Origin of the sequence: Streptomyces sp. NPDC005775, assembly GCF_042871565.1 — a bacterium.
GTDB lineage: Bacteria > Actinomycetota > Actinomycetes > Streptomycetales > Streptomycetaceae > Streptomyces.
Window position 1 is genome coordinate 332208 of record NZ_JBIAIU010000005.1, and the last position, 21984, is coordinate 354191.

18 protein-coding genes are annotated in these 21984 nt (G+C 71.3%); 9 read left to right on the forward strand and 9 right to left on the reverse strand.

Features of this window, described 5'->3' with window-relative positions; genetic code table 11:
- Positions 1 to 120 precede the first annotated feature (120 nt).
- The 3 genes from ACFYPA_RS15000 to ACFYPA_RS15010 all read left to right on the forward strand — a co-directional run bounded on the left by ACFYPA_RS15000 (position 121) and on the right by ACFYPA_RS15010 (position 2437).
- Positions 121 to 1035: a hypothetical protein gene (locus ACFYPA_RS15000; RefSeq protein WP_359081014.1), complete on the forward strand. Its 915-nt coding sequence runs from the start codon at positions 121 to 123 to the stop codon at positions 1033 to 1035.
- 93 nt (positions 1036 to 1128) lie between these two features.
- Complete coding sequence (locus tag ACFYPA_RS15005) at positions 1129 to 2091, forward strand: NADP-dependent oxidoreductase (protein ID WP_359312766.1); 963 nt, start codon at positions 1129 to 1131, stop codon at positions 2089 to 2091.
- Positions 2092 to 2185: 94 nt separating this feature from the next.
- A complete protein-coding gene (locus ACFYPA_RS15010) occupies positions 2186 to 2437 on the forward strand; it encodes a DUF2630 family protein (protein WP_359081017.1) in 252 nt (83 codons plus the stop codon).
- Positions 2438 to 2494: 57 nt separating this feature from the next.
- Here ACFYPA_RS15010 and ACFYPA_RS15015 read toward each other — a convergent pair whose 3' ends face one another.
- Complete coding sequence (locus tag ACFYPA_RS15015; protein ID WP_359081106.1) at positions 2495 to 2902, reverse strand: S4 domain-containing protein; 408 nt, start codon at positions 2900 to 2902, stop codon at positions 2495 to 2497.
- Positions 2903 to 3554: 652 nt separating this feature from the next.
- On the opposite strand from ACFYPA_RS15015, the gene ACFYPA_RS15020 reads away from it, so the two are divergent.
- Positions 3555 to 5015, forward strand: coding sequence for a VWA domain-containing protein (locus ACFYPA_RS15020; RefSeq protein WP_389132045.1), 1461 nt, complete (start codon positions 3555 to 3557; stop codon positions 5013 to 5015).
- Here ACFYPA_RS15020 and ACFYPA_RS15025 read toward each other — a convergent pair.
- Positions 4964 to 6160, reverse strand: a complete 1197-nt coding sequence (locus ACFYPA_RS15025; protein WP_389132047.1) for a sensor histidine kinase — start codon at positions 6158 to 6160, stop codon at positions 4964 to 4966. The genes ACFYPA_RS15020 and ACFYPA_RS15025 overlap by 52 nt on opposite strands.
- The gene (locus tag ACFYPA_RS15030; protein WP_359081108.1) at positions 6157 to 6810 is read right to left on the reverse strand and encodes a response regulator transcription factor; all 654 of its coding nucleotides are present in this window, start codon (positions 6808 to 6810) and stop codon (positions 6157 to 6159) included. Before ACFYPA_RS15030 ends, ACFYPA_RS15025 begins: the two co-directional genes overlap by 4 nt.
- Positions 6811 to 6957: 147 nt before the next feature.
- Here ACFYPA_RS15030 and metG point away from each other — a divergent pair, with 147 nt between their 5' ends.
- Positions 6958 to 8571, forward strand: a complete 1614-nt coding sequence (gene metG, locus ACFYPA_RS15035; RefSeq protein ID WP_359081023.1) for a methionine--tRNA ligase — start codon at positions 6958 to 6960, stop codon at positions 8569 to 8571.
- Between the two features lie 138 nt (positions 8572 to 8709).
- On the opposite strand, the gene ACFYPA_RS15040 is transcribed toward metG, so the two are convergent.
- Together ACFYPA_RS15040 and aspS are read right to left on the reverse strand one after the other, a co-directional pair.
- Positions 8710 to 9531, reverse strand: coding sequence for a L,D-transpeptidase family protein (locus ACFYPA_RS15040; protein WP_359312774.1), 822 nt, complete (start codon positions 9529 to 9531; stop codon positions 8710 to 8712).
- Positions 9532 to 9863: 332 nt separating this feature from the next.
- Positions 9864 to 11681, reverse strand: a complete 1818-nt coding sequence (gene aspS, locus ACFYPA_RS15045; RefSeq protein ID WP_359081027.1) for an aspartate--tRNA ligase — start codon at positions 11679 to 11681, stop codon at positions 9864 to 9866.
- A 152-nt stretch (positions 11682 to 11833) separates the two neighbouring features.
- Between aspS and ACFYPA_RS15050 the strand changes: the two genes are divergently transcribed.
- Positions 11834 to 13939 (forward strand): SpoIIE family protein phosphatase, encoded by a 2106-nt coding sequence (locus tag ACFYPA_RS15050; RefSeq protein WP_359081029.1) that lies wholly within the window; start codon positions 11834 to 11836, stop codon positions 13937 to 13939.
- An 18-nt stretch (positions 13940 to 13957) separates the two neighbouring features.
- On the opposite strand, the gene ACFYPA_RS15055 is transcribed toward ACFYPA_RS15050, so the two are convergent.
- The 3 genes from ACFYPA_RS15055 to ACFYPA_RS15065 form a co-directional block, all read right to left on the reverse strand.
- Positions 13958 to 15091 carry an AI-2E family transporter gene (locus ACFYPA_RS15055; protein WP_389132051.1) on the reverse strand — a complete coding sequence of 378 codons (1134 nt, stop codon included), beginning with the start codon at positions 15089 to 15091 and terminating at the stop codon, positions 13958 to 13960.
- 85 nt (positions 15092 to 15176) lie between these two features.
- Positions 15177 to 16133, reverse strand: a complete 957-nt coding sequence (locus ACFYPA_RS15060; protein WP_359081033.1) for a pirin family protein — start codon at positions 16131 to 16133, stop codon at positions 15177 to 15179.
- 147 nt (positions 16134 to 16280) lie between these two features.
- Positions 16281 to 16721, reverse strand: a complete 441-nt coding sequence (locus tag ACFYPA_RS15065) for an SseB family protein (protein ID WP_136207169.1) — start codon at positions 16719 to 16721, stop codon at positions 16281 to 16283.
- 150 nt (positions 16722 to 16871) lie between these two features.
- Here ACFYPA_RS15065 and ACFYPA_RS15070 point away from each other — a divergent pair, with 150 nt between their 5' ends.
- The 3 genes from ACFYPA_RS15070 (at position 16872) to ACFYPA_RS15080 (ending at position 20877) form a co-directional block, all read left to right on the forward strand.
- Entirely contained in the window at positions 16872 to 18698 is a 1827-nt protein-coding gene (locus ACFYPA_RS15070; RefSeq protein ID WP_359081035.1) for an acyl-CoA dehydrogenase, read from the forward strand.
- 146 nt (positions 18699 to 18844) lie between these two features.
- Entirely contained in the window at positions 18845 to 19516 is a 672-nt protein-coding gene (locus tag ACFYPA_RS15075; protein WP_359081037.1) for a hypothetical protein, read from the forward strand.
- 62 nt (positions 19517 to 19578) lie between these two features.
- Positions 19579 to 20877: a M18 family aminopeptidase gene (locus tag ACFYPA_RS15080; protein WP_359081039.1), complete on the forward strand. Its 1299-nt coding sequence runs from the start codon at positions 19579 to 19581 to the stop codon at positions 20875 to 20877.
- Between the two features lie 52 nt (positions 20878 to 20929).
- Here ACFYPA_RS15080 and ACFYPA_RS15085 read toward each other — a convergent pair whose 3' ends face one another.
- Positions 20930 to 21922: a DJ-1/PfpI family protein gene (locus ACFYPA_RS15085; protein ID WP_359081041.1), complete on the reverse strand. Its 993-nt coding sequence runs from the start codon at positions 21920 to 21922 to the stop codon at positions 20930 to 20932.
- Between the last annotated feature and the right edge of the window lie 62 nt (positions 21923 to 21984).

A 21984-nucleotide genomic window follows, 5' to 3' on the forward strand; every position in this document is an offset into this window, starting at 1 on the left:
GGCAACAAGCTCCTTCCGTCGCCCCCGCTTTCCTCAAGGGCACACCCGGCCGCCTCGCCCGGCAACTCGGATGGCCCACGGCCCGGGGCGCGGCGTCGTCATACGCGGTTCCCTGGTGGGGTGCGGACCTACTTCTCGGCGGCTCTCTCGGTGGCATTCCTGGTGCTGCTCGCCGTCCTGGTACCGCTGAGCGCGCTGTCCGCCTGGGTCGATCTGGAGATCGACGACACGGACCGTTACGTGGCCGCGGTGGCGCCGCTCGCCACCGACACCGATGTGCGGAACACCATCGCCGACCTGATCACCGACGGGGCGATGAAACAGATCGACGTCGGCCCGCTCCAGGACACCGTCCGCGACTTCCTCCACGAGGCCGTGCAGTCCTTCACCACCACCGATGCCTTCCAGGACGCCTGGAACGCCGCCAACCGCACGGCCCACGAGGCCGTCACCGCGGCGCTGGACGGGGACACCGGCGAGAGCGTCACCATCGACCTCGCCCCCGTGACGGAGAAGGTGAAGCAGAACCTGGTGGACAACGGGGTGCCCTTCGCCGACCAGATCCCCGTCCAGCACACCGACATCCAGATCGTCTCAGCCGACCGCGCCGACCAGATGCGCCAGAGCTTCCGGTGGCTGCGGGCCGCCAGTGTGTGGCCGGCCGTCGGCACCCTCGTGTTCGCCCTGCTCGCCATCCTCCTGGCCTGGGTGCGCGGCGGACCCGGCCGCCGCGGTTCGGCCCTGGCCGCGCTCACCGCCACCGCCGTCGCCGGTGCCGGTTTCGCGCTCGGCGCGCTGGTGCTGCGCGGGGCGATCGCGCTGGCGCGCAACCGCGTCCTGGCCGAGGTGCCCGGCAGCGACACCGACGGGGCGGCGGCGGTGTACGACGCGCTGACCGGGTCGCTGCGCACCACGGTGTGGATCGTCTTCGGTACGGGCCTCGCGCTGGCCGTGTGCGCGGTGGCGGCGCGGATCTGGGCCCAGCGGGTGCTGCCGCCACCGTCGTCCGGTGTCCGAGGGGACGGGAGCGGCTGAGGCCGCCGGCCCCCGCCCGCGTCGACGTGCGGGCGCCCCCGGGCCGGGCAAGAGTGGAGGGGGTGACTGCCGGGCTAATGGGAGGTCTTGCGTATGCGAGCCATCGCCGTCAGCACGTTCCGGGCCGAGCCCGCCCTGGTCGAGATCCCCAAACCGGATCCGAGGCCGGGCCAGGTCCGGGTGAGGATCGAGTATGCCTCGCTCAATCCCCGCGACGGGCAGCTCGCGGACGGCAGCCTGGACGGCCCCGCCCCTCAGGCCTTCCCCCTGGTCGTCGGCGTGGACTACGCGGGCCGGGTGGACATGATCGGCAGCGGCGACAACCGCTTCCGGGTCGGCGACCACGTCTTCGGCCGCACCGGCGGTCCGGCGGCCGGCGCGGGGACGTACTGCGACTACGTCTGCGTACCCCAGGACTCCGCCATCACCCTCGTCCCGCGCGGGCTGGACGCCCGGATCGCGGCCGCGCTGCCCTCCGCCGGGATGGCGGCCGCGCAGATCCTGGACGCCGTGTCGCCGCGGGGTCACGAGAGCCTGCTGGTCGTCGGCGCCGCGGGCGGGGTCGGCAGCTGTCTGACCCAGCTCGCCAAGGCCCGGGACGTACGAGTGATCGCGGCGGTGCGCGGTGACGAGCGGTCCAGGATGGGGTCGTTGGGCGCGGTCGTCACGATCGACGTCACGGACGGGCCGGCGGCCGACGCGGTACGGGCGGCCTGCCCGGACGGCGTCGACGCGCTGGCCGACCTGGCCTCCGCGACTTCCGAGGAGTTCGCCGCACACGCCGCGACGCTCCGGCCGGGCGCCCTCGCACTCTCCACCCGCGGCGTCGCGGCCGGCGCCCCGCTGCCCGACGGAGTGCGGGGCGTCGACTTCCGGCTCGACCCCAGCCCGGTCCTGCTGGACGTGCTGGCCGCGGGCGCGGCCGACGGCGTCCTGCGCGTCCCCATCGACAGCGAACTCCCCCTGGAGAAAGCCCCGCAGGCCCTGGAACGCAACCGGATCGGCGGGGCACGCGGCAAGACCGTCATCGTGCTGAGGGAGCACGGGCGCTGCTGAGCGACCGCCCCGCACCCGGTACGTCTGACGCGGCCGGTACTCCTGACGCATTCGTAACGCCTGACGCATCCGGTACGCCTGAGAGGAAGACGCCATGGACGACCAGGAGCGCGACATCATCGGCGACATCGACCAACTCGTCGCGGAGGAACGCGCCCTGCGCGACCGCAACGGCGGGGATCCCGGCCTGTCCGCCGAGGAGAGGGCACGACTGCGCACGGTGGAGGTCCGGCTCGACCAGTGCTGGGATCTGCTGCGGCAGCGCCGGGCGCTGAGCGAGTACGGCGAGGACCCGGCGCAGGCCCGGGTCCGATCGGCCGACGAGGTCGAGGGCTACCGCGGCTGACCGCTACCGGCCCGGCCCGGTCGCGCTTGCCGCTGCCACCGGGGCCGCGTCCGCCCGCTACTCCGCGGCCTCGGGCCCCGCACCGCGCAGCCGGTCCATCTCGCGCCGGTCCCGCTTGGTCGGCCGCCCCGCGCCCCGGTCCCGTACCGGAACCTGGATCGCGGCCTCGCGCGGCGGCGGGGGCGGGCTGTTGTCGACGAAGCACTCCGCGGCCACCGGCGCCCCGACCCGCTTCTTCACGATCTTCGACACGGTGACGACCCGGTCCCGGCCGTCGTGCCGCAGCCGCACCTCGTCGCCGACGCGCAACGCCTGCGCCGGCTTGGCGCGCTCACCGGCGACCTTCACATGACCCGCGCGGCAGGCGGCGGCGGCCTGCGCACGGGTCTTCGTGAGCCGGACCGACCAGATCCAGACATCGACCCGAACGCTGCCTGCCGCCTGCGGCGCCTCACCGGAAACCATGGGTCCGACTGTAATGCGGCGGCCCGGGATACGGCAGACACCCTTGGCCTGCCCGAAGTCGGCCGCGCGGCCCGGCACCGGGGCGGCGGCCGCGAGGCCCCTGCTCACACCGGCCGACGCGGCCGGGGCCAAATCGAGCTGCTCGCCCTCGGGTTCCTCGTCGAATCCGTCGTCCGGCATGCCTTGGTGGCCCGGTACGGGGGCGTCCACGGCCGGGACGGCGGAGGCCGGCGCGGCGCTCGCACCCGCCGTCGGCGCGAGGCCGGAAAGCATCGCCCCGGCCGCCACCGCGCAGGCCACGAGACGCGTTCGGCGGGATCGGATCCTCATATGAGAGCCCTTCTTGTCACACCTGCGGATAACCGAGACGGCACCCCTGACTGCTTGTCAGACGCCCCGGCCGCTCACGCCGGCCACACGAATGGCCACGTCGGGGGTGTGTGTGACCGACTTACCGACGACGTCCATGAGGTCCGCACAGCCCGGACGCAGGACTCGGTACGGGATCGGTTACGGCTCAGTTGCCCTGCGGGCGGGCCGCACCGCCGAAGGGCCTGATCCGGCCGCTAACCTTACGTATCCGCCCTGGCCAGGGATCAATTCCCGCAGTACGGACATTCATCGCACCCAACTCATGCGAAAGGCCTCGCCCATGGGCATTCGGAGCTTGCTGCGCAAGGTGTTCGGCCGTGACCGCACGGAGCAGGACGAGCCGACGACGGCCACCGTCCCGGCCCAGGGCGAGCGCACCCTGGCCACGGAGCCGGAGTCGGTGACGGTGGACGAGCCGGCGGCCGAACCCGCTTCGGCCGTCAAGGTGTCGGTGCCGGCCCCGGCCTCCTCGAAGTCGGGCCCGGCCCCCGCGTCCCGGTCCGCCAAGGACGACGGCGGCGCGGCGGCGGACCTGGTGGCCGCGGCCTTCGACAAGGCGGCGCCCGCCCCCAAGGCCGCCCCCAAGAGCGGTCCCAAGAACGCCGCCCCGACCACTGCCACCGTCCCGTCGCAGGGATCGGGTTCCCGGACAAAGGCCGCGGAACCGGCGAAGGCCGCCGAGCCGGTGGAGACCACTGAGCCGACGACGGCCGCCGAACCGGTGGCAGCCATCGAGCCGGTCGAGCCCGTGGCGGCTGTGGAGCCGGTCGAGCCCGTGGTTCAGGAACCCGTCGAGGCGCCGGCCGAGGCCCCCGTCACCGAGCCCGAGCCGATCGCGGCCGAGGCCCCCGTCACCGAGCCCGAGCCGATCGCGGCCGAGGCCCCCGTCGCCGAGCCCGAGCCGATCGCGGCCGAGGCCCCCGTCGCCGAGCCCGAGCCCGTCGTCGCCGAGCCCGATCCGGTCGTCGCCGAGCCCATCACCATCGACATGGACCCGGAGCCCGAACCGCTCTCCGCGGCCGAGCCCGTGGCCGAGGCGGCTCCCGCCCCCGCGGCCCCCGCCGGGAAGCCCGCGCTCACCCTGGCCAAGGTCAAGGCCCGCGCGCCCGAGCTCGTGGGGCCGTACAAGGCCGCCCAGGCCGGGCTGAAGGCGCACGGGCTCACCGGCCTGCGCGCCACCGTCTACCTGGTCCTGGACCGCTCCGGCTCCATGCGGCCGTTCTACAAGGACGGCAGCGCCCAGCACCTGGGCGACCGCACGCTCGCGCTCGCCGCGCACCTCGACGAGGACGCCACCGTGCAGGTGGTGTTCTTCTCGACCGACATCGACGGCACCGGCACGGTCGGCCTCGACGGTCACGAGGGCCGGATCGACGAGCTGAACGCGGGTCTCGGACGGCTCGGCCGCACGAACTACCACCGCGCCGTCGAGGAGGTCGTCGCGCACTACGAGAAGTCCGGTGCGACCGGCCCCGCGCTGGTGATCTTCCAGACGGACGGCCCGCCGGACGTCAAGCAGGCCGCCCGCCAGGCGCTGACCGAGGCGGCACGGCTGCCGCTGTTCTTCCAGTTCGTGGCGTTCGGCGACGAGGACGCGAAGGGCTTCGACTTCCTGCGGAAGCTGGACGCCCCCAACGCCGGCTTCTTCCACGCCGGCCCGGCCCCGCGCGAGGTCGCGGACGCCGCGTTCTACCGCGAGGCCCTCGCCGCGCTGCCCGCCTGGGTCGCGGCCAACGCCTGATCCACCGGCAGGCGTACGGTCACGGCGAGCCCGCCCTCCGGGCCCGGCACCGCCGTGACCGTACCCCCGTGAGCCATGGCGATGGAACGTACGATCGAAAGCCCGAGTCCTGAGCCCGGGCCCATCCGGTCCTTGCCCTCACCCCGCCGGAACGGCTCGAACAGGCCGGGGATGTCGGCCGCCTCCACCACCGGCCCGGTGTTGCGCACCTCCAGCAGCGCCCCCGTGCCCGCGGGCACCAGGGAGACCTCCACGCTCCCGCCGGGCACGTTGTACGTCACCGCGTTGGTCACCAGATTGGCCACCAGCTGGGCGAGCAGCAGCCGGTTCCCGTACGCCACGCAAGGCTCCGCGTCGACCACCACCCCCGGGTGGCGGTCCGCCTCCTCCGCCACCACGTGGGCCAGGTCCACGGGGTCCCGCTCGCTCTTCTCGAGCCCCCGCTCGCTGCGCGCCAGCACCAGCAGCCCCTCGATGAGCCGTTCGCTGCGCCGGTTGTTGTCCAGCAGCGTCTGCCGGGTCCGTACGAGGTCGTCCGGTGTCGGATCGTCGAGACCCACCTGGATCGCCACCCGTTGCGTGGCCAGCGGGGTGCGCAGCTCGTGCGAGGCGTTGGCGATGAACCTTCGCTGACTGTCGAACGCCTTCTCCAGCCGGGCGAGCAGCGCGTCGAGCGTGTCACCGAGCTCCTTCAGCTCGTCGTCGGGCCCGCTGGAGGCGATCCGCTCGTGCAGCGTGCGCGCGGAGAGCAGGCGCGCCTTCGCGGTCATCGCGTGCACGGGCCGCAGGACCCGCCCTGCGGTCCACCACCCGACCCCGACCGCGCACGCCGTCATCACGAGCAGGGCGGCCGCGGACCAGTTGAGCAGCTGGTCACTGGCCGCGTCGCTGACGTGGTCGGTGAGGTCGTAGACGGTCGGCGGGCCGAGGCTGCGCCGGGTGACGAGGGGGCCGTTGACCGCGTATCCGGGCTGGACGACCGCGGCGGTACTGGCGATGGCGCGGGCCTGCGAGTCGGTACCGGCCCGGGAGGCGAGGTTGACCGTGGCGAGCAGCGCCGTACCGAGCACCAGGAACACGCCGCCGTACACGAGCGCGATCCGGGTCCTGATCGTGGCGTGCGGCACCCGGATCCGACGCTTCACAGGGCGTACCCCACGCCCTGCACGGTGCGGATGACGGCGGGCTCGCCGAGCTTCCCGCGCAGCTTGCTCATGCAGACCCGGACGGCGCCGGTGAAGGGGTCGGCGTTGGCGTCCCAGGCCCGCTCCAGGAGCTCCTCCGCGCTGACCGTCCCCCCGTCCGCCTCCAGCAGCAGCTGGAGCACGGTGAACTCCTTCGGCGAGAGGTCCAGTTCCCGGCCGTCCCGGGTCGCGGAGCGGCGCACCGTGTCGAGCCTGATGCCGTGCCGCACCAGTTGCGGGGGCACGGGGCGGGCGCTGCGCCGCCGCAGGGCGCGGACCCGGGACACGAGCTCGGGGAACTCGAACGGCTTGCCCAGATAGTCGTCGGCGCCCAGGTCGAGTCCGGCGACCCGGTCCTCCATGGAGCCGGCGGCCGTCAGCATCAGGATCCTGGTCCGGGAGCCGGAGGCGACGAGTCCGCGGGCCACGTCGTCGCCGTGCACCCGGGGCAGGTCCCGGTCCAGGACCACGACGTCGTAGTCGTGCAGGCCCAGATAGGCCTGGGCGGCATCACCGCTGTAGACGGTGTCGACGGCGAATCCCGCCCGCCGCAGTCCGGTGGCGACGAGCTCCGCCAGGATCTCCTCGTCCTCGGCGACCAGTACCCGCATCGTGATGTCCCCTGCCTCGTGCATGCGTGTCCACTCCCTCCCAGGATGGGTCTTTGTTACCGGAAGGGATGTTTCGCAAAGCTCTCCGCGTCGCCGCGGGTTTTATCGGTGTGAGTGGATCTCCCCCGGACCGTTAGGATTTCGACCATGGCGGCCACTGGATCAGAGAAGCAGGGGGGCGACGACGTGAAGAGTTTCTACGTGTCGACCCCCATTTACTACGTCAACGACGCTCCTCACCTGGGCCACGCCTACACGACCGTCGCAGGCGACGTGCTCACCCGCTGGCACCGCCAGCGCGGCGAGAAGGTGTGGTACCTCACCGGCACGGACGAGCACGGTCAGAAGATCATGCGCACGGCCGAGGCGAACGACGTCACACCCCAGGCGTGGTGCGACAAGCTCGTCGAGGAGGCGTGGAAGCCCCTCTGGGAGCACCTGAACATCGCGAACGACGACTTCATCCGTACGACGGAGAAGCGGCACACCGACCGTGTGCAGGAGTTCGTGCAGGACCTGCACGACAAGGGTGAGATCTACAAGGGCGGCTACGAGGGCCCTTACTGCGTGGGCTGCGAGGAGTACAAGCTCCCCGGCGACCTCATCGAGGACGAGGCCGGCGTCAAGCTGTGCCCGATCCACAAGAAGCCGGTGGAGATCCTCAAGGAGGAGAACTACTTCTTCAAGCTCAGCGAGTACGGTCCGAAGCTGCTGGAGTTCTACGCGGCCAACCCCGGCTTCATCCAGCCGGAGTCCGCGCGCAACGAGATCGTGAACTTCGTCAAGCAGGGCCTTCAGGACCTGTCGATCTCCCGCTCGACCTTCGACTGGGGCGTCCCGGTCCCGTGGGACGACAAGCACGTCATCTACGTGTGGATCGACGCCCTGCTCAACTACGCGACGGCGGTCGGTTACGGCGCCGACCAGGAGAAGTTCGACGGTACGTTCCCGGCGAACGTGCACCTGATCGGCAAGGACATCCTGCGCTTCCACTCGGTCATCTGGCCGGCGATGCTGATGGCGCAGGGCCTGCCGCTGCCCGGCAAGGTCGTCGCCAACGGCTGGCTGATGGTCGGCGGCGAGAAGATGTCGAAGTCGAACCTGACGGGCATCAAGCCGCAGGACCTGACCTCGCACTTCGGCGTGGACGCGTACCGCTGGTACTTCCTGCGGGCCATCGCGTACGGCAGCGACGGTTCGTTCTCCTGGGAGGACTTCACCGCCCGCTACACCTCCGAGCTCGCCAACGACTACGGCAACCTGGCCTCGCGCCTCGCCGCCATGGTCGGCAAGTACTACGGCGGCACGCTCCCGGAGGCCGCGGCCGCGGGTGACGCCGAACAGACGGTCCAGCAGGGCCTGGCCAAGGCCGTCGCCACGGCCGACCGGAAGATCGGTGAGGAGCTGGACTTCCAGGGCGGCATCCTGGCGGTCTTCGACTTCGTGAAGCAGGTCAACGGCTACATCACGGAGCAGGAGCCGTGGAAGGTCGCCAAGGACGAGTCGCCCGAGGGCAAGGCCCGCCTGGCGACCATCCTCTACACGGCCTCCGAGGCGCTGCGCGGCGTAGCGGTCCTGCTGAACGCCATCATGCCGGACACCTCGCAGAAGCTGTGGGAGTCGCTGGGCGCCGAGGAGTCCCTGGGCGCGCTGTCCGACCAGCGGGTGCAGGACGCGGGCACGTGGGGTCTGCTGCGGCCGGGCGCCACGGTGACGAAGGGCGCGGTGCTGTTCCCGCGCCTGGAGGAGAAGCCCGCGTAGGACGGTGCGCGTGCGTACGGAGAAGGGCGGGACCGCACCGGCGGTCCCGCCCTTCTCCGTCTGCCAGCGGACCCAGTTCCTGAGCGGCTCGGTGTCCAGCTCGAAGCCCGCCGGGCCGGGGAGCCGGACCGTCCTCTTTCAGCCGCTCAGCGACACCGCGTCCCCCATCACGATGACCGGCTCCTTCGCCGGGTCGAGGACGCCCAGCAGCTCCTTCATCCGGTCCTCGGTGACCGAGACGCAGCCCTGGGTGGGGCCGCCGTGGTCGACGTGGATCCAGATGCCGCCGCCTCGCTCCTGGCCGAGGGGGCGCGTGTGGTCCAGGGGCGAGGTGCCGGGGACACGGTTGTAGTCGATGGCGATCACGTAGTCGAACGAGCCCTCCAGCGGCTCCCCGTGGAAGCCCTCGCCCTCCACCCTGAAGTCCGGGCTCAGGTCGTACGGGAAGGCGGTGGCCGGAGGATCGAGGCGGCCGCCCGCCGCTGTCAGGGTGAACACGCCGACGGGTGAGCGCAGATCGCCTTCGTAGTGCTCGGCCGTCCAGCCGTTCAGGGCGTTGTGGGCGGGCCAGGGTGCCAGGGCGGCCCGCCATCCGACGGCCGGGTCGTCGCGGGTGTAGAGCACGGCCGTGGAGCGGTTGGAGTCCGGTGACTCGCCGGTGACCACGAACGCCTGGCGGGCCCCGGCCGGAATCCGCGCCCGGGTCTGCGGCCCCAGCCCGGGGATCTCCCGCGGCGGGGCGGGAGGCGGCGAGGGCGGTACGGCGGTACGGGGCTGCGCGGGCGCGCCGGCGGCCCCGGGCGGTCCCGGTACGCCGGTGGCGACGACGGCCTTCGTGGAAGCGCCGCTCCCGTCCGTACCGACGAAGGGGCCCGCCCCGCACCCGGCCAGCAGCAGCAGGAGGGCGGCGCAGACGACGTACGGAAGGCGCAGCGGGACGCGCGAACGGGGCACGGGCACGGAGGGCTCCTCAGCGGTAGGTGGCCGAGTGCGGGGCTCTGCGGACAAGGGGCCGGAGTCCGCACTGCACCGAGGTCGGCCCAGGCAGTCTTTGCCGCAGTCGCAGGCCGTCAATCCGGCGCGGGGGCCATCCGGGTCTCACCGTTCGGGTGGTTCGTGTACTTGTATGCGCGCAGCCATGTGTCCGTGGGCAGCACGAAGGGCCCGGAACCCGGGGTGACCGCCGGTTCTCGAGCTCCTGCCGTGCGAGGGGCCGGGCGGCGGACGTGAAACAGCCCCCGGCGGGTCGGCCGGGGGCTGTTTCACGTGAAACCGGAGAAGAACCGCTGACGCTACTTGGCGCCGGTGTCCCTCGCCACGGAGTCCTTGGCCTCCGCCTTCTCCTTGGCCGGTGCGACCGGCTTGCGGAGCTGGATGTTCAGCTCACGCAGCCGGGTCTCGTCCAGCTCGCTCGGGGCGCCCATCATCAGGTCCTGGGCGTTTCCGTTGAGCGGGAAGGCGATCGTCTCCCGGATGTTGGGCTCGTCGGCCAGCAGCATCACGATGCGGTCGACGCCCGGGGCGATGCCGCCGTGCGGCGGGGCGCCGAGGCGGAACGCGCGGAGCATGCCCGCGAACTCCCGCTCGACGGTCTCGGCCTCGTAGCCGGCGATCTCGAAGGCCTTCAGCATGACCTCGGGCTCGTGGTTACGGATGGCGCCGGAGGACAGCTCGATGCCGTTGCAGACGATGTCGTACTGCCAGGCCAGGATGTCGAGCGGGTCCTTCTCCTCCAGGTCCTTCATGCCGCCCTGGGGCATGGAGAACGGGTTGTGCGAGAAGTCGATCTTGCCGGTTTCCTCGTCCTTCTCGTACATCGGGAAATCGACGATCCAGCAGAAGCGGAACACGCCCTCCTCGAAGTGGCCGGCGCGCTTGGCGGCCTCGACGCGGACGACGGACATGATCTTGGAGACCTCGTCGAACTCGCCCGCGCCGAAGAAGACGGCGTGGCCGGGGACCAGCGACAGACGCTCGGTGAGGGTCTTGATGTCCGTCTCGGTGAGGAACTTGGCGATCGGACCCGCCAGGGTGCCGTCCTCGCCGACGCGGACCCAGGCGAGGCCCTTGGCACCGTGCTCGACCGCGTAGGCACCGAGGCCGTCGAAGAACTTCCGCGACTGGCCCGCGGTGTCCGGCACCGGGAGGGCGCGGACGTGCTTGCCGGCGAAGGCCTTGAACTCCGAGTCCGCGAAGATGTCGGAGATGTCGACGAGCTCCAGCTGGGCCCGCAGGTCCGGCTTGTCGTTGCCGTACTTCAGCATCGACTCGCGGAACGGGATGCGCGGGAACGGCGAGGTCACGTGACGGCCGTTGCCGAACTCCTCGAAGAGCTCGGTCATGAGCTTCTCGATCGGCTGGAAGACGTCCTCCTGCTCGACGAACGACATCTCGACGTCGAGCTGGTAGAACTCGCCGGGCGAACGGTCGGCACGGGCGTCCTCGTCGCGGAAGCACGGCGCGATCTGGAAGTAGCGGTCGAAGCCGGAGATCATCAGCAGCTGCTTGAACTGCTGCGGCGCCTGCGGAAGGGCGTAGAACTTGCCCGGGTTCAGGCGGGACGGCACCACGAAGTCACGGGCGCCCTCGGGAGAGGTCGCGGCGAGGATCGGGGTCGCCATCTCGTTGAAGCCGAGGGCCACCATCTTGGAGCGGATGGAGGCGATGACGGACGAGCGCAGCATGATGTTGCGGTGCATGCGCTCGCGGCGCAGGTCGAGGAAGCGGTACTCCAGGCGCCGCTCCTCGTTGACCCCGTCCTCGGCGTTGATGGTGAAGGGCAGCGGGGCCGCCTGACCGAGCACCTCGACCTCGGTGACCTCGATCTCGATCTCGCCGGTCGGCAGCTCCGGGTTGACGTTGTCGGCGCCGCGGGCGGAGACCTTGCCGTCGATCCGTACGACGGTCTCCTTGGTCAGCTTCGCCAGGGCGTCGTTGCCGGGAGTGCCGGGACGGGCGACGAGCTGCACCAGACCGTAGTGGTCACGCAGATCGATGAAGAGGATGCCACCCAGGTCTCGGCGATTGTGCAGCCAGCCGCTCAGCCGGACGTCGGTGCCGACGTCAGAGGCGCGGAGCTCGCCGCAGGTGTGGGACCTGTACCGATGCATCGTCGTTCATCCAGTCTTCGCGGTTGGGGGATGATTCAGCCACCCCAGGCTACCGCCCGCGACCGGACCGTTTCATTGTCATTGTCCGTATCAAGATCGTCGGTGGGTGCTTGGCACTGCCTCCTGCGCACAGGCCGGTCTAAAGTGGGGCAATGCGCACCGAGGATGTCCTGGCCGCGACCGCGACCGGTCTGTGGCGCTGGGACAACCGGGCCGGGACCGTCACGCTCGACGCGGAGGCGGCCCGGCTGCTGGAGCTGCCCGCCGAGCACGGCGTCTTCCGGGAGTCGCAGGTGCGCTCCCGCTTCCATCCGGTCGACTGGAACGAGATCTACGGGGTGGTGAACCTCGCCGTCGCCGAGGACACGCTCGCCGAGGCCCGGCTGCGGATCGTGGACGAGCACGGCCGGGTGCTGCGGACCGTGCGGAGCCGCTCCAAGCCGTTGCGGCGCGAGGAGGGCTCCGAGGCGGACTACGTACTGGTCGGCACGTTGCAGGAGGTCGCCGAACCGCAGCCCGGCACCACCGGGGCGCACACCCCGATCACCGGCGACTGGCGGCGCTCCCGCGAGGCGTTCCTGCTGGACGCGGGGCGGGCGCTGGCCGAGGCCCGGTCGACGGCGGAGGTCCTGCGGGTGGCCTACTCGCTCTCCATGCCCGGCTTCTCACCGGACGGGCTCGCGGTCTTCGGCGTCGAGGGCGAACGGCTGACGATCATCGGGCACCACGGGCACAACATGGGCGACGAGGGCCCGTTCAGCGACATGCCGCTGGAGACCGACTACCCGGCCGCCGAGGTCGTACGGACCGGGCGGGCCGTCTATCTGCCGACCGCCGACGACTACCGCGACCGCTACCCGGCCACGTGGCCGCTGGCCCGGCGCTTCGGCCGTCGTTCCTGGGCCTTCCTGCCGCTGATCGTGGCGGGGCACACGATGGGCACCTGGATGGCCGGGTTCCGGCACCCGGTGTCGTTCTCGCCGGACGAGCGGTCGGTGCTGACGACCGTGGCCCGGATGCTCGCCCAGGCGCTCGCCCGGGCCGGGGTCGCCGAGACGGAGCGGGAGCTGTCGCTGGGTCTCCAGCGCTCGATGATGCCGTCCCTGGGCCCCGACATCCCGGGCATGACGGTGGCCGCCCGCTATGTCCCGACCGGGGGCGGCCTCCAGGTCGGCGGCGACTGGTACGACATGATCCCGCTCCCCAGCGGCCGTATCGCCCTCGTCATCGGCGACGTCCAGGGGCACGACGTGCGGGCCGCCGGGCTGATGGGCCAGTTGCGGATCGCCCTGCGCGCGTACGCCTCCGAGGGGCATCCCCCGGACGCGGTGCTCTCGCGCGCCTCGCGCTTCCTGTCCGGGCTCACCGACGCGTACGAGGACGGCGACCGGCCGGACGCGCGCTTCGCCACCTGTCTGTACGCGGAGGCGGACCCGGAGACCGGCACCCTCGACATCGCGCGGGCCGGCCACCCCGACCCCGTGGTCATGACCGGCGACGGGACCGCCGTCATCCGCCGGACCGAGGGCGGGCTGCCGCTCGGGGTCGAGGCCGACGCCGACTACCCGGCGACCCGGATCACGCTGGAGGCCGGAGAAACGATCATGCTGTGCACGGACGGGCTGATCGAGACCGGCGGGCACGACCTGGCCACCGGCTGGGTCCGGCTCCGGCCGATCCTGGAGGGGCACACCGGCGATCTGGAGAAGCTCGCGGACGAGCTGGTGCAGGCCGTTCACGGCCCGGCCTCGCACTACACGACGGGGCCGCTCGCCGACCGGCGCGAGGACGACATCGCGGTCCTGCTGCTGCGGCGCGAGGCGTCCGCGGCGCAGCCGACCGCGCCCCGGCGGACCGCGCTGACGATCGCCCAGGCCGAACCGGAGCGGATCTCCGCGGCCCGGACGCTGCTGCGCGAGATGCTGCACGACTGGGCGGACCCGGAGCAGGTCGACGCGGCCGTGCTGATGGTGTCCGAGATGGCCACGAACGTGCTGGTGCACACGGACGGCGACGCGCTGATGGTCGCGCAGGCGACCGGCGAGCACGGGGAGCGGCGGCTGCGGGTCGAGGTGTCGGACGGCAGCGATGAGCTGCCGCACAAGCGGCGGCCCGGCGAGATGGCGTCCAGCGGGCGGGGGCTGGTGCTGATGGAGGTGCTCGCCGACGTGTGGGGGGTGGACCCGCGGGGCTCGGGGAAGTCCATCTGGTTCGAGCTGTACGAGTCGGCGGACCCGACGGAGCCGGCGGGGCCGTAGGGCCGCCCCGCGAGAGCGTTACGGGGACGGCTCCCCGGGCGCCCCCTCCGGCCCCTTCGGCCCCCCGGGCGATCCGTCCGGTGCCTCCGGTGTCGCCGGCTCCTCCGGGGTCTGCGGGCCGCCCTTGCGCAGCTCGCCCAGGATGCCGAAGGCGGCCGCACACAGCGGGACGGCGAGCAGCATCCCGAGGATCCCCGCCACGCTCGCGCCCGCCGTCAGCGCGATCAGGATCATGGCGGGGTGCATCTGGACCGTACGGCTCTGGATCATCGGCTGGAGGATGTGCCCCTCCAGCACCTGGACCGCGAGGACGATCCCGAGCGCCCAGAGCGCGATCACCAGCCCCCGGTCCGCCAGTGCCACGAGCACCGCGACGGCGCCGGAGATGAAGGCGCCGAGGTACGGGATGTAGGCGCCGACCAGGACGAGCGCACCGAGCCCCACCGCGCCGGGCACGCCCAGGATGAGCAGACCGATCGTGATGCAGACCGCGTCGATCAGGGCGATGAGCGTCGTCCCGCGCATGAAGCCCTCGACGGCCTCGAAGGCCCGCCGCCCCATCGCCTCGACGAGGTCCCCGGTGCCGCGCGGGGCGACGGAGTGCGCGAGTCGCACGGCCCGGTCGGAGTCGCGCAGGAAGAAGAAGGTCAGCAGCAGGGCGAGGACGGCGGTGGCGACGAGGGAGCCGATGAGGCTGATTCCGGAGAGGAGCCCGCCCGCGGCGCTCGCGCCGAACTTCTCCACCAGGGTCTTGGCGTTGGCCGCGAGGTCGTCCACGTTCGCGCCGTCATCGATCCCGAAGTGGTCGATGACCCACTGACCGGCGTCCTTCAGCGACTGGACGATCTGCGAGCCCGTGTCGACGAGCGCGGTGACGACGATGTAGCCGGCTCCGCCGACCACGGCCACGAGCAGGGCGCAGGTGGACCCGGCGGCCACCGAACGGTTCACCCCGTGGGCGGTCATCCGGCGGTGGACCGGCCCGAGCAGCGCCGTCCCGAGCAGGGCCAGGAGAACCGGGGTGACGGCGGTCTTGAGGGCGACGCACACGTAGATGGCGACGCCGGCGACGGCGGCGACGAGCAGGATCACCCCGCACCAGGCGGCGGTCCGCCGGGCGGCGACGGGCAGGAGGGGCTTCGGCGTCTGCACCCTCCCACCCGATCACGCCGCGGCAGCGGTGTCCCCGCCCGTGCCGCCGTACGAGTGTCGCCCCGTCATACGGCGACTGCGGGCCTCACATCCCGTGGACGGCGGGCACGGTGCCGAGGCGACCGGCCTGGAAGTCCTCGAAGGCCTGCTTGAGTTCGGCCTGGCTGTTCATCACGAACGGCCCGTAGTGCGCCATCGGCTCCCGGATGGGACGGCCGCCGAGCAGCACGACCTCCAGGTCCGGGGTGTTCCCGTCCTGCTGCTCGTCCGCACGGACGGTCAGCGAGGAACCGGCACCGAAGACCGCGGTCTGGCCCTTGTGGACCGGGCGGCGCTCCTCACCCACGGTGCCGCGGCCGGCGAGCACGTACGCGAGGCCGTTGAAGTCCTCGCGCCACGGCAGCGTCACCTCGGCGCCGGGGCGCACGGTGGCGTGGATCATGGTGATGGGGGTGTGGGTGACGCCCGGGCCCTCGTGACCGTCGAGCTCGCCCGCGATCACCCGCAGCAGCGCGCCGCCGTCGGGGGAGGCGAGCAGCTGGACCTGGCCGCCGCGGATGTCCTGGTAGCGCGGGGCCATCATCTTGTCGGCCTTGGGCAGGTTCACCCAGAGCTGGAGACCGTGGAAGAGGCCGCCCGACATGACGAGCGACTCCGGCGGCGCCTCGATGTGCAGGAGCCCGCTGCCGGCGGTCATCCACTGGGTGTCGCCGTTCTGGATGGTGCCGCCGCCCCCGTTGGAGTCCTGGTGGACGAAGGTGCCGTCGATCAGGTAGGTCACGGTCTCGAAGCCGCGGTGGGGGTGCCACGGAGTGCCCTTCGGCTCTCCGGCGGCGTACTCCACCTCACCCATCTGGTCCATCATGATGAACGGGTCGAGGTGCTTGTAGTTGATCCCCGCGAAGGCGCGGCGGACCGGGAAGCCCTCGCCCTCGAATCCCGTCGGCGCCGTGGTCACGGTGAGTACGGGACGGGCCGTGGCGTCGCCGGCGGCGGCGACCTTGGGCAGGGTCAGCGGGTTTTCGACGGTCACTGCGGGCATTCGAGCCACCTCCGGGGGACTGTTCTGGAATCAATTTAGTTGAATGGTGAACATCCTGCAAGGCGTCATCCATTCCCACGCCCGCCGGGGCAGCAGAAAGGGGTCCGTACCGCCGTGCGGTACGGACCCCTTCGCGAGCCTCTGCGATCAGCCGTACATGCGGCGCATCGCGAAGTCGACCATCTGCTCCACGGCCTTGGCGTCGAAGACCATGCGGTGCTCGCCCTCCATGTCCAGGACGAAGCCGTAGCCCGTCGGCAGCAGGTCGATCACCTCGGCCCCGGTGATCACGAAGTACTTGGACTCCTTGCCCGCGTACAGCCTCAGCTCCTTGAGCGTGGTGAACATCGGGATCACGGGCTGCTGGGTGTTGTGCAGCGCGAGGAATCCCGGGTTGTCGCCGCGCGGGCAGTAGACCTTCGACGTCGCGAAGATCTGCTGGAAGTCCTCGGCGGACAGCGAGCCGGTCGTGAAGGCCCGTACCGCGTCGCCCAGCGAGGGCGGCGAGGGTTCGGGATACAGCGGCTGCTCGCCGTAGCCGCCACCCATCGGCTGCTGTGCGCCCTGGTTCTGGTCGTAGCCGTACATGAGGCAAAGAGTAATCGGACACATCCGACCCTTGAGGGGTTGCGTCTTATTACTGACGGGTAGCATCATCGTAGACGTCAGCTGATACGTCCGGGCCACCCCTGCACACGGGGCGCTGTGCGCCACTGCTATTGATTACGGAGCCTTCCCATGGGGCACTACAAGTCGAATCTCCGCGACATCGAGTTCAACCTCTTCGAGGTGCTCGGGCGCGACAAGCTGTACGGCACCGGACCGTTCGCGGAGATGGACGTCGAGACCGCGAAGAGCATCCTCGACGAGGTCACCCGCCTCGCGGAGAACGAGCTCGCCGACTCCTACGCCGACGCCGACCGCAACCCGCCGGTCTTCGACCCGGAGACCAGCACCGCACCGGTACCGGCCTCCTTCAAGAAGTCGTACCAGGCCTTCATGGACTCCGAGTACTGGCGCCTGGGCCTGCCCGAGGAGATCGGCGGCACGACCTCGCCGCGCTCCCTGATCTGGGGTTACGCGGAGCTGCTGCTCGGTGCCAACCCGGCCGTGTGGATGTACTCCTCCGGCCCGGCGTTCGCCGGCATCCTCTTCGACGAGGGCAACGAGGCGCAGAAGAAGATCGCCGAGATCGCCGTCGAGAAGCAGTGGGGCTCGACGATGGTGCTGACCGAGCCGGACGCCGGCTCCGACGTCGGCGCGGGCCGCACGAAGGCCGTCGAGCAGGAGGACGGCTCCTGGCACATCGAGGGCGTGAAGCGCTTCATCACCTCGGGCGAGCACGACATGTCCGAGAACATCATCCATTACGTGCTGGCCCGCCCCGAGGGCGCCGGACCCGGCACCAAGGGCCTCTCCCTCTTCATGGTCCCGAAGTTCCACTTCGACTGGACCACCGGCGAACTGGCCGAGCGCAACGGCGTGTACGCGACCAACGTCGAGCACAAGATGGGCCTCAAGGCGTCCAACACCTGCGAGATGACGTTCGGCGACCGGCACCCCGCCAAGGGCTGGCTGATCGGTGACAAGCACGACGGCATCCGCCAGATGTTCCGCATCATCGAGTTCGCCCGCATGATGGTCGGCACGAAGGCCATCGCCGCGCTCTCCACGGGCTACCTCAACGCGCTGGAGTACGCCAAGGAGCGCGTCCAGGGCACCGACCTGTCGCAGTTCATGGACAAGACGGCCCCCAAGGTCACCATCACGCACCACCCCGACGTGCGCCGCTCGCTCATGACGCAGAAGGCGTACGCCGAGGGCATGCGCTCCCTCGTGCTGTACACCGCCTCCGTCCAGGACGCGATCCAGGAGAAGGAGGCCGCGGGCGAGGACGCGAAGGCGCTGCACGGCCTCAACGACCTGCTGCTCCCGATCGTGAAGGGCTACGGCTCCGAGAAGTCGTACGAGCAGCTGGCGCAGTCGCTCCAGACGTTCGGCGGCTCCGGGTACCTCCAGGAGTACCCGATCGAGCAGTACATCCGTGACGCCAAGATCGACACGCTGTACGAGGGCACGACGGCCATCCAGGGCCAGGACTTCTTCTTCCGGAAGATCGTCCGTGACCAGGGCGCCTCGCTCAACGCGCTCTCCGAGGAGATCAAGAAGTTCCTCGCGGGCGCCCAGGACAACGAGGAGCTGTCCGTCGCGCTGGACCACCTCGCGAAGGCGGCCGTGGACCTGGAGGCGATCGTCGGCACGATGATCACCGACCTCACCGCGACCGGCGAGGACGTCAAGAACATCTACAAGGTCGGCCTCAACTCGACCCGCCTGCTGCTGGCCTCCGGCGATGTCGTCGTCGGTTACCTGCTGCTCAGGGGCGCGGCCGTGGCCGCCGAGAAGCTGCCGACCGCCTCCCCGAAGGACGTCGCCTTCTACCAGGGCAAGATCGCCGCCGCGAAGTTCTTCGCCGCGAACGTCCTGCCGGGCGTCGGCGCCGAGCGCGCGCTCGCCGAGGCCGTCGACAACTCCCTGATGGAGCTGGACGAGGCCGCGTTCTAGGCTTCACCCCTCACGATCCACACGCACCGTCACCCGGACACGCTTTCGGGTGGCGGTGCTGTCGTATGGCCGGTCGACTCGCAGCAGCCGCTGCCCGCGCCTTCTTACCTATGATCGGACCTCGTCGACGAGGGGGAGGCCGGAGCATGAGCCGAGTGGACGGACGCGGGTACATACGCGGCGTGGCAGCCGGGGCGGCCCTGCTGCTGCTCGCGGGCTGCGGCCGCGGAGAAGACGGCGGCGGAGCCGCGAAGGCGCTCGGCAAGGCGGAGGTCGCCTCGGTCCTGCCCGACGCGAAGGCGGTGCCGGGCTGGCGGAGCCTGAGGGCGCCGGAGGCCCAGGAACCGGTGCCGGAGTACCCGCCGACGGTCTGCCTCGCGACCACGAAGGAGAAGCGGGCGACGGCCTGCGACGGGATCACGTACTGGGGCGTCTCCGCCTACGTACGCAAGCCCGACGCCACCTCGCTCGACTTCTGGACGCTCGCCTACGAGGACGAGCAGTCCGCCGAGGCCGCCTATGACGCGCTCGCCGAGTACTACGGCGGGGACCGGGTCGGGGTGGGTGCGAAGCCGGTCGACATCGGCGAGCCGGGCGCCGACCGCGTGGCCAACCGGGCCGGGACGGGCACGATGGGCGGACCCGCCACCATCACCCAGCTCCGGGTCGGCACGACCGTGCTCGGCGTCAGCACCGGGAACCGGGGCCGGAAGGCCGTCCCCGACCAGGAGGTGAAGGCCCTCGCCGCCATGTTCGCGGAGCGGGCCCAGCAGGCCCAGAACGGCGAGAAGCCCAGCTCGGGGCTGGCCGGACAATAGCTGCGGGGGTACCGGGGGACGACGGTGAAATCTCCCGGCCGGGTCTGGTTACAGTGAAGAACATGAGTTCCTCCCTCCGGTTCGACCGCGGCCACACCGATGATCTGATGGCCTTCCTGATGTCCGCCCCCTCCCCGTACCACGCCGTGGCGAGCTCCGCGGCGAGGCTGGAGAAGGCCGGTTTCCGGCAGGTCGAGGAGACCGCGGCCTGGGACGGGACGACCGGCGGGAAGTACGTCCTGCGCGGCGGCGCCATCGTGGCCTGGTACGTGCCGGAGGGCGCCGGGGCGCACACCCCGTTCAGGATCGTGGGCGCGCACACCGACTCACCGAACCTGCGGGTGAAGCCGCTGCCCGACACCGGGGCGTACGGCTGGCGGCAGGTCGCCGTGGAGGTCTACGGCGGCACGCTCCTCAACACCTGGCTGGACCGCGACCTCGGTCTCGCCGGGCGCATCTCGCTGAGCGATGGCACGCACCGGCTCGTAAACATCGACCGGCCGCTGCTGCGCGTCCCGCAGCTGGCCGTGCACCTGGACCGGTCGGCCAACCCCGACGGGCTCAAGCTCGACCGCCAGAAGCACATGCAGCCCATCTGGGGGCTCGGCGACGTCGAGGAGGGCGACCTGATCCGCTTCGTCGCCGAGGAGGCGGGCGTCGACGCCGAGGACATCACCGGCTGGGACCTGATGCCGCACCCCGTCGAGGCACCGTCCTACCTGGGCCGAGACCGCGAGCTGGTGGCGGGTCCGCGCATGGACAACCTCCTGTCGGTGCACGCGGCCACCGCGGCGCTCGCCGCCGTGGCAGGGCAGCCCGACTCCGAGCTCCCGTACATCCCGGTGCTGGCCGCCTTCGACCACGAGGAGAACGGCTCGCAGTCCGACACCGGCGCGGACGGCCCGCTGCTCGGCACGGTCCTGGAGCGCTCCGTGTTCGCCCGCGGTGGTACGTACGAGGACCGGGCCCGCGCCTTCGCCGGCACCGTCTGCCTGTCCTCGGACACCGGCCACGCGATCCACCCCAACTACGCGGAGCGCCACGACCCGACGCACCACCCGGTCGTCAACGGCGGACCGATCCTCAAGGTCAACGTCAACATGCGGTACGCGACCGACGGCAGCGGCCGGGCCCTGTTCGCCGCCGCGTGCGAGAAGGCCGGCGTGCCGTGGCAGACGTTCGTGTCCAACAACTCCATGCCGTGCGGCACGACGATCGGCCCGATCACCGCCGCCCGGCACGGAATCCAGACCATCGACATCGGCGTGGCCATCCTGTCCATGCACAGCGCCCGTGAACTGTGCGGCGCCGACGACCCGTTCCTCCTGGCGAACGCCCTGGCGTCCTTCCTGGAGGGCTGACGACACGTCCGGTTCAGCGGGCCCCCTGCCGACGACGGCAGGGGGCCCGCTGTCACTCCGGGCGGGTGCGGAACCGGCGCCGGTATTCGGTCGGTGTCGTGTCGAGTCGGCGGCGGAACGCCCTGACCAGGGTGTCGGTGGTGCCGAACCCGCAGGTGGTGGCGATCCGTTCGAGGGTGGCGTCGGTGGATTCGAGTTGGTCGCGCGCCCGCTCGACGCGGACCGACTCGATGTAGGCGTGGGGCGTCGTGCCGAGTTCGGACTTGAAGATCCGGGTGAGCTGTCGCTCGCCGATGTGCCCGTGCCCGGCGAGGTCCGCGACGGTGAGCGGTTCGCCGATGTTGCGCAGGACGTAGTGCCGCAGGTCCTCGATGCGCCGGGTCGTGGAGAGCTGTTCCAGCGGAACGCTGAACTGGCTCTGCCCGCTCGGCCGCTTCAGGTACATCACGAGTTGCCTGGCGACCCGCAGCGCGACGGCCTCGCCCAGATCGTCGGCGACGAGGGCGAGCGACAGGTCGAGGCAGGCGCTGATCCCCGCCCCGGTCCACACGTTCCCCTCGCGGATGAAGATCGGATCGGCGTCGACCTCGACCAGCGGGTGGTCGGCGGCCAAGCGCTGCGCGGTCGACCAGTGCGTGGTGGCCCGCTTGCCGTCGAGGAGTCCGGCGGCGGCGAGGATGTGCGCGCCGACGCAGACGGAAGTGACCCGGCGTGTGCGCCCGGCGAGCTGTTCCACCCGGCGCACGACGGCCGGGTCGGTGAGCGGGTGCACGCGCCCCTGGCCGTCGGTCTCCACGGCTCCGGGGACGAGGAGGGTGTCGACACTCCTGCCCGCCAGGTCGTCGAAGGTGAGGTCGGGGAGAAGCCGGACCCCGGCGGAGGTGGTGACCGGGTCCGTCGTCTCGGCGGCGAGCACCACCTCGTAACCCGCCGCCTCCTCCGTCTCACGGCGGGCAAGGGAGAACACCTCGGGCGGCCCGGTGACGTCGAGCAGGTCGACGCCCTCGAAGAGGACGATGACGATCAGCCGTCGGACGGTACTCATGGGCCTCCTGTCCTGGGTCGGCTGCGGCGTTCTCAGCGCGGTGTCGGTTTCTGCAGGTTAGA

What these genes read in the sequence shown, in the direction of transcription:
- ACFYPA_RS15050 (WP_359081029.1), top strand. Translation starts at nt 11,834, where the DNA reads ATGCGCACCGAGGATGTCCTGGCCGCGACCGCGACCGGTCTGTGGCGC.
- ACFYPA_RS15015 (WP_359081106.1), bottom strand. Translation starts at nt 2,902, where the DNA reads ATGGTTTCCGGTGAGGCGCCGCAGGCGGCAGGCAGCGTTCGGGTCGAT.
- ACFYPA_RS15080 (WP_359081039.1), top strand. Translation starts at nt 19,579, where the DNA reads ATGAGTTCCTCCCTCCGGTTCGACCGCGGCCACACCGATGATCTGATG.
- ACFYPA_RS15085 (WP_359081041.1), bottom strand. Translation starts at nt 21,922, where the DNA reads ATGAGTACCGTCCGACGGCTGATCGTCATCGTCCTCTTCGAGGGCGTC.
- aspS (WP_359081027.1), bottom strand. Translation starts at nt 11,681, where the DNA reads ATGCATCGGTACAGGTCCCACACCTGCGGCGAGCTCCGCGCCTCTGAC.
- ACFYPA_RS15020 (WP_389132045.1), top strand. Translation starts at nt 3,555, where the DNA reads ATGGGCATTCGGAGCTTGCTGCGCAAGGTGTTCGGCCGTGACCGCACG.
- ACFYPA_RS15075 (WP_359081037.1), top strand. Translation starts at nt 18,845, where the DNA reads ATGAGCCGAGTGGACGGACGCGGGTACATACGCGGCGTGGCAGCCGGG.
- ACFYPA_RS15010 (WP_359081017.1), top strand. Translation starts at nt 2,186, where the DNA reads ATGGACGACCAGGAGCGCGACATCATCGGCGACATCGACCAACTCGTC.
- ACFYPA_RS15030 (WP_359081108.1), bottom strand. Translation starts at nt 6,810, where the DNA reads ATGCGGGTACTGGTCGCCGAGGACGAGGAGATCCTGGCGGAGCTCGTC.
- ACFYPA_RS15005 (WP_359312766.1), top strand. Translation starts at nt 1,129, where the DNA reads ATGCGAGCCATCGCCGTCAGCACGTTCCGGGCCGAGCCCGCCCTGGTC.
- ACFYPA_RS15065 (WP_136207169.1), bottom strand. Translation starts at nt 16,721, where the DNA reads ATGTACGGCTACGACCAGAACCAGGGCGCACAGCAGCCGATGGGTGGC.
- metG (WP_359081023.1), top strand. Translation starts at nt 6,958, where the DNA reads ATGGCGGCCACTGGATCAGAGAAGCAGGGGGGCGACGACGTGAAGAGT.
- ACFYPA_RS15060 (WP_359081033.1), bottom strand. Translation starts at nt 16,133, where the DNA reads ATGCCCGCAGTGACCGTCGAAAACCCGCTGACCCTGCCCAAGGTCGCC.
- ACFYPA_RS15070 (WP_359081035.1), top strand. Translation starts at nt 16,872, where the DNA reads ATGGGGCACTACAAGTCGAATCTCCGCGACATCGAGTTCAACCTCTTC.